Annotated in this window: 2 protein-coding genes; both read right to left on the bottom strand. The window is 49.4% G+C overall.

The window, feature by feature from the left end:
- Window positions 1-158 precede the first annotated feature (158 nt).
- Window positions 159-1,727 carry a hypothetical protein gene (locus tag EAO36_RS08855; protein WP_235852321.1) on the bottom strand — a complete coding sequence of 523 codons (1,569 nt, stop codon included), beginning with the start codon at window positions 1,725-1,727 and terminating at the stop codon, window positions 159-161.
- Between the two features lies 1 nt (window position 1,728).
- Window positions 1,729-2,544 (bottom strand): hypothetical protein, encoded by an 816-nt coding sequence (locus EAO36_RS08090; protein WP_162983129.1) that lies wholly within the window; start codon window positions 2,542-2,544, stop codon window positions 1,729-1,731.
- Window positions 2,545-2,790: the final 246 nt, after the last annotated feature.

Genomic DNA, 2,790 nt, shown 5'->3' with positions numbered 1-2,790 from the left:
AGTTTGCCCAACTAGAGTGGTGTAAGATTGATGACAAGCTTTGCATTACCCCCCTCTAGCCCCCTATGGTGGGCACTTGGCAAAAGGGCATTTTGCAAATTCAGATGCTAGCGTGGGGTTTCCCTTTAAGGCGGGGTTCTTTTGGGGTGTTTTCTTCTCTATTCCCACTCTATTTCTTTTAAGTGGTAGTATTCCACAAAGGCATTAAAGTTTTCCTGTGCGCGCTGTTCGGCTGGGTTTAAGGGTTTGAGCGCGGTGTTAAAAAAGATGTCTTCTAGGGCATAGTGCCTATAACCCCTTCTACCCCAATCATATACCGGCGCGCGGGTAAAACTCTTGGCCTGCCCTAATGGGCGCATATGTGTTGCCGCGCCTAATAGTGTGATCTCAAAACACCCCCAATATTCTTTTAAATACGCATTATAAGCCTCTTTGAGGGCGTATTCAGTGGCTAAGGACACGCCCGTAGGGTTCTCCCTAATGGCCTCATATCTTAAAACCTCCCCACTCTTGGGGGGTAATTTAGCCCCCTCTTTGAGGGCGCGGTGCAAGATCACGCGCTCTATTTTGGTGCTCTTTTGTGTCCCCTCTGCGCGCTGAATTTCTTTAAGCACCCCCTGATCATCAAAAACATAGGTCATATCAATGGGGATATGCCCCCACCCTCCTGATCCGCCCCCCGCGGTGTTCCAATTCCCCCTATAAACCGCCCTGTATTCCCTTTTTTGCACCCTAATTAACCCATTGAGGGGGAACTGACTAGGGGGCAATTTGAGCGCATCTGGGTAGGGCATATGTTCAAAAAGGGGCAATCTCTCTCCCTTGGCATAGTACCCCATCTTGTGCAAAAAGTCATAACTATTAATTTGGTCGATTCTAGGGTGGATGTCTTTGTCCATATGCTCGTTAAAAAGCCTTTGGATCACCTGCGTATCAAAAGCCCCGAAGTGCTCTTGAGTGAGATTGGCAAACCCCTTTTTGATCTGCTCCATACGCTTATCCAAGTTGCGCCTGTAGCCCTCTAGGGTCTTTTGGGTATCCTCTTTAAAGCGCGCCTTGGGGAAGGGCAACTTTAGGGGGCTATAATGGGCATTGCCGGGCAAATGCCGATGAGAACGGGTGTTGATCTGCTCGGCCTGCATGTTTTCCTTATAAACCCCATTAATGCCTTTCATCGGGTTATAAGCCTCTAGCCCGGCCTTATGGCCCAAACTCCCGGGGGTTTCCCCCTTGTAAATATGCCCCTCTGGGAAGATCGCATAAGGGTGGTAAATCAAAGCCTGCACAAGGCTAGGCACCTCTTCATTTAGCCCTTTGAGTACCGCTGTGGCTTGTTTGAGGCTGTTGGTGGTGGCATCAAAAAAGCTCTGGGTGTCCTCTTTCATGGTGTCTAAAACACTCCTGGCCACCACCATTGCCATTTGCGCGATCGCTAAGGCCACGCTAGCGCCCCCGGTGAAGACTGCTAAAGCTATGCCAACAATCATCTCCACCAAAGAGGCGATAAATTCCCCCAACTTCTCGGGCTTGAAAATATCGCTAAAGACTTGAAAATGCGCATTAGCCTCGTGCTGGGCATAGGCGTAAGCCTGCGCGCTGATGATCTGCGGGCTAATATCAAGCTGGTGTTCTTGCACAATGGCGTTATAGGACTTGATTTTATCAGCCTCCTTGTCGTGCAAAAAGGCTAAATAGTCCGGGCTCTTGCGCGACCACACTAGAGGCATCTTAGGCCTTTAGGGGGCTTTTGTAGGCGATCTGCATGATCTCTTGAGGGTCCTTGGACTGCTCAATCTGGGTGCGCAACTTATGGCGGTTGCCTAGCAACACCGCTAGAGTCCCCATATAATCTGCGTGCTTTTTAAGGATTTTGCCCGCTAATGCCTCCTTACTCTCCCCCCGTGCGGCCGCTAGCTTGTCTAAAAAAGGGGTCTGCCCCCCTTGTTGTAAGCTTAGTGCCTCCTGCCTTTGCATCTCAAAAGTCAAAATTTCTTCAAGGGGGATGTATTCATTCTGCACTTCTAACATCTCCGCCTCGAAGTCCTCATCAATAAAAGAGATTTGCCGTTGTTTGATCTGCTCTAGGCTTAGGGGCTGTAATTCCCCCTCTTTGAGGGCTAACCCCACCGAATACATCTGCTCTTCGCCTAGGGGCAAGACTCGGATATCTAGCTGATCAGCATTGTATTCGGGCAAAGTATCGCCCCTAAAAATATCCCTAATGGTGTTGTTCTCAATGAGGGCATAAATGCGGCTAGGATCACAAGTGCCTTTGTTGATCAAGGGGGTTTGTGTGGGGGGTTGTTCTTGGGGGGTGCTTGGGGGCGTGGCTAAAGTGGTTTGCGCGCTGTATTGCCCCTTATCTGTTTGCACACTCTTAGGGGGCTCTAAAAGCGCGCTGGGGGCTTGTGCTTTTGCCTCTTGCTCTAAGGGCGTTTCTTCTGGTATTTGGTTGTCCTCTTGGGGGTTGCCCGCGCGCGCGATCATCTCCTCTGTAAAACTCTCAAGCTGGGCCTCTTCTTTAGGGCTTAAATCTGTTGGCATGCATTCTCCTTTGGCATTTTGGGGCATTCTAGCATTTAAGCGGTGTGGGGGATAGGGTTAAACCCTTCGGGTTTAATGAGCAAAAGCTTTAGCTTTTGCAAAACGCTTTAGCGTTTTAATGGTCAAGCTCGCCAAACCAATATGAAAGGCTAGCAATGCGCTAGCATTGCAAAAGCCAAAGGCTTTTAATCGTTATGCTTGCCAAACAAATACCAAAGGGCTAGAACACGCTAGCATTTTAATCCT

This window comes from Helicobacter mehlei (genome assembly GCF_003660265.1).
GTDB lineage: Bacteria > Campylobacterota > Campylobacteria > Campylobacterales > Helicobacteraceae > Helicobacter > Helicobacter mehlei.
The sequence above is the reverse complement of the archived record's forward strand: the minus strand, read 5'-3'. Positions and strand labels throughout refer to the sequence as shown.